2 protein-coding genes and 1 pseudogene are annotated in these 4,002 nt (G+C 46.1%); 1 reads left to right on the forward strand and 2 read right to left on the reverse strand.

Translation table 11 applies throughout. The features are described 5' to 3' along the window. Positions 1-1,010 (forward strand): Gfo/Idh/MocA family oxidoreductase (locus B3O33_RS04580; RefSeq protein ID WP_349676293.1); only part of this gene is annotated, 1,010 nt, incomplete at its 5' end. Positions 1,011-1,058: 48 nt separating this feature from the next. Here B3O33_RS04580 and B3O33_RS04590 read toward each other — a convergent pair. Further along, positions 1,059-2,691, reverse strand: a pseudogene (locus B3O33_RS04590) (methyl-accepting chemotaxis protein). Positions 2,692-2,869: 178 nt separating this feature from the next. Next, a complete protein-coding gene (locus tag B3O33_RS04595) occupies positions 2,870-3,925 on the reverse strand; it encodes a PA0069 family radical SAM protein (protein ID WP_292363071.1) in 1,056 nt (351 codons plus the stop codon). Positions 3,926-4,002: the final 77 nt, after the last annotated feature.

The raw sequence follows: 4,002 nt of genomic DNA on the forward strand, positions 1-4,002 counted from the left end.
GAGAAAAAACGATTCTTAACTGGGGTATCCTCGGCGCAGCACGAGTCACCGAAAAATTAATTCCCGCCATTATTGAAGCCAATAACGCGCAGTTAATTGCTGTTGCCAGTCGTCGTACAGGTGCTGCGGCAGAGGTTTTGGCAAAACTGGCACCACAGAATAGTGCTATTCAGGCGCTGGATGATCCAGAAAGCTTATTAACCCATCCCGATATTGATGTTATCCATTTGCCAATGGCCAATGAAGAACATGCTGAATGGGCCTTAAAAGCGATAGCCAATGGTAAACATCTATTAATTGAAAAACCGATGGCGTTAACGGTTGAAGATATTGATGCCATCACGCAAGCGGCAAAAGAGAAGGGCGTTAAAGTCATGGAAGGCTTTATGTATCGCTTTCATCCACAGCATGATGCAGTTCGGGAAATCATTGAGTCCGGTGTGATCGGCGAAGTCAGAACTGTCAGTACCCGTTTTGCGTTTCCAATGAAACCGGCACGTTTATATCGGGTAAACCGGCCGATTGAAAACGGTGGTGGGGCGATGTGGGATATCGGCCCCTATGCTGTTCATACCGCCAGATTATGGTTTGAAGATGAACCCAAAGCAGTTACCGCGGTGGCTAAACTGAATGAACATGGCGCGGACCTTAGTTTAACCGGCATTTTTGATTATGGTGATGGTCGCTTTGCCCAGTTTGAAATGAGTTTTGAACACGCCCGTCGCAGTGTTTATGAAATCATTGGCACACTTGGCGGCGTCACCTGTCATACCACCTGGCAATCGGCAGATGAAAAAGCCGTTATTTCCTGGTGGACCGAAGCCGGGCAACATGAAACGGTAGAAGTGCCGGCATCTGACCAGTTTGTGAATGAAATCGAGCACTTTTCCAATTGTGTACTGAACAACACCGATCCGTTACTCAGCCTGAAGGATGCACGGGCAAACTGCCAAGCCATAGTAGCGGCTTTGCAGTCGGTAAAAGAGGGTAAGACCATACAATTGCGGTAAAACCAGCGAAAAAGCCGCTCAACTTGAGCGGCTTTGGTATGGTCAGAGCTAACTGGCCGTTTTAAATTTACTGATGGATTGTTGCAGCATTTCTGCCAATTGATTCAGTTCAGTACTGAGTGATGAGATCGACTGTGAACCGGCTTCGGCTTTGTCAGAAACATCTGTAATCCTGCGGAAGTTATTGTTAATTTCTTCAGCCACCGCCGATTGTTGCTCGGCCACACTGGCAATCTGGGCATTCATATCATTGATGGCCGTGACTGAACGACTGATAACGGCTAATGATTCCCCGGCATGCTCTGCTTGCGTCACACATTGATGCGCTTTGTTTCGGCCTTCTTCCATAACTTTTACGGCAATTAAAGTACGGCTTTGGGTTTTTTCGATTAAGTCTTTAATATTTAATGTTGACTCTTTAGTTCGACTGGCTAAGCCACGCACTTCGTCGGCAACGACGNNAGCCCCGGCCATGCTCACCGGCACGGGCGGCTTCAATCGCCGCATTTAATGCCAGTAGATTGGTTTGTTCGGTAATGTCAGCAATGACCTGGACTACGGTACCAATCTTTTTGCTGTCCTCAGACAATTCATCAATGACACGGGCGGCTTCCTCCACTTTGGTGGCCAGCTCTGCGATGCTGGCAAGTGTTTTCGACACTTCCTGATTACCATTAATGGTTTCTTTATCAGCCGTTTGTGCCTGCATCGCGGCCTCACTGGTCAGACGGGCAATTTCCTGTACAGAAGTCGAAATTTCACTGATGGCATTGGCACCATCCAACGTTTGTTGTTTTTGATCGATAACTAAACTTTGATTCTCTGCTGAGGTGGTATTCATCACCTTGGCCGCATCCGATACCTGGCCTGCCGAAGAACTGATGGCTTTCATAATCTGCGATAGTTCGCTGGACATGGTGCTCAATGCGCCGACAATACTTCTGGGAAAACGTGTTTGAGCCTGTTGAGTCAGGTCACCTGAGGCAAATACTCTGATTAACTGAGCTGCCGAATCTGGCTCACCACCTATGGTTGAATAGAGACGACCAATCAGGCGATAGCTGACAAAAATGGCAATGATGATGGCAATCAAAGTGACGGTAATCATCAACGCCATAAAACCACCCGTTTGCTGCCGAATATAGTCAACCTGATCGCTGATGGTTACTTCCTGATAATCGATAAACTGATTTACGGCAGCTAACCACTGAGTGTAAGCCGGAGAAGTGTTTTGCAGCAGATAATCTCGGGCATCAGCATTTCTGCCCTGATTAATCAGTCTGATGGTCTCAGCGGTGTGGGTCAGCGTTTGTTGTTCAATAGTTTTTATATTGTCTAACAGCGTTTTTTCCTGGGTGGTAAATTGCTGTGGATTACTGGTCATGGCTTCAAGGTTGATGGCTGACTCTGCATAAAATTGTTCCAGACGTTCAATATCTTGCAAATGCTGCTGTCGCTCAACGCTGTTTTCACTGAGTACCACATCCCGTATGGAAATCGCACGATCATGTACGCTGCCACGAAAGTTAATCGCTGCGCGTTGTTTGACGCTATCGACTTCATTGATTTTACTCATGGTCCGATCAATTTTGCTGACCTCATTTACACCAATAATGGCAATCAACACCATTAATCCCAAGACGATGCCAAAACCGAGTTGAAGCCTGTTTTTGATAGTCACTGAATATTCCTGAATAATTTGAAAACATGCGCATCATCCAGCATGGCACGTGATTTTTATGTCAAAGCCGCATTATGAATACTCGTTTGACTTATAGAATCAGGAATTTTCTGTAATTGATTAGGAAAAGCGGACCTCAGGTGATAAACCCAGATTTCTTGTACACAGAATTTTAGTATTAAAACAAACGCATTTGGCTGCCTGGAGCCTGAAACAAATCACATCGTAATGGCGTTATGGAGCATTCAAGTTGCGTTCTTTTGTGAATATTTCGAAACCGTTGTTCTAATAGATCAGCAAAAATACCTTCACCACGAAGCCGGTGACTAAAACGGGGATCATTATTTTTACCACCGCGTAAATCATGAATGCGGTTAAGAATATGTTGAGCCTGATTAGGGCGGTAAGTCTGCAGCCATTTTTCAAATAGCGGGCTGACTTCCAGTGGTAATCTAAGCAGAATGTAATTGACATCCAATGCGCCCGCCCGCGTGACGGCTTTGACAATATCCTCCAGTTCGGCATCCGTTAATACCGGAATCACTGGCGCAATCAATACGGTGACTGGAATGCCTGCTGCACGCAAGGTTTGAATAGTTTGCAAGCGACGTTTAGGTGCACTGGCTCTGGGTTCCATCACCCGCGATAAGGCCGGATCCAATGTGGTAATGGAAAGATGGACCCGTACTAAATCCTGTGATGCCATTTGTTGCAGAATATCGATATCACGTTCCACCATGGCCGACTTGGTCACGATATGACAGGGATGCCGGGGTTCATTAAGAACCTGCAGAATTTGTCGGGTGATTTGATAGTCACGCTCTATCGGTTGGTAGGGATCGGTATTCGCGCCCAGTGATATTGGCGAACATTGATAATTTTTCGCGGCTAACTCTTTTTTTAATAATTTTGCAGCATCGGGTTTTGCCGTCAGTCTGGTTTCAAAGTCCAGACCCGGGGAGAGTCCTAAATAGGCGTGGGAGGGACGGGCATAACAATAGATACAGCCATGTTCACAGCCACGATAGGGGTTAATGGATTGGCTAAATGGCAGATCGGGGGATTGATTGCGGGTAATGATGGTTTTCGGTGTTTCAATTTGCACCGTGGTTTTAGGGGGATTATCAGGTTCCTGAAACCAGCCATCCTCGACATTTTCACGTTGAAAAGTGTTATAACGTCCATCTATTTGAGTCGCGGTTCCTCGCCCTTTAATTGGAGATTCGCCAGCCACGCTTAATCTGACAAGTAGTATTCCACAGTAGAAACCACCCGAACTTTCTTTATATGTGGATTGTTTTTGTCACGGGA

It is taken from the genome of Methylophaga sp. UBA1464 (assembly GCF_002325665.1).
Classification (GTDB): Bacteria; Pseudomonadota; Gammaproteobacteria; order Nitrosococcales; family Methylophagaceae; genus Methylophaga.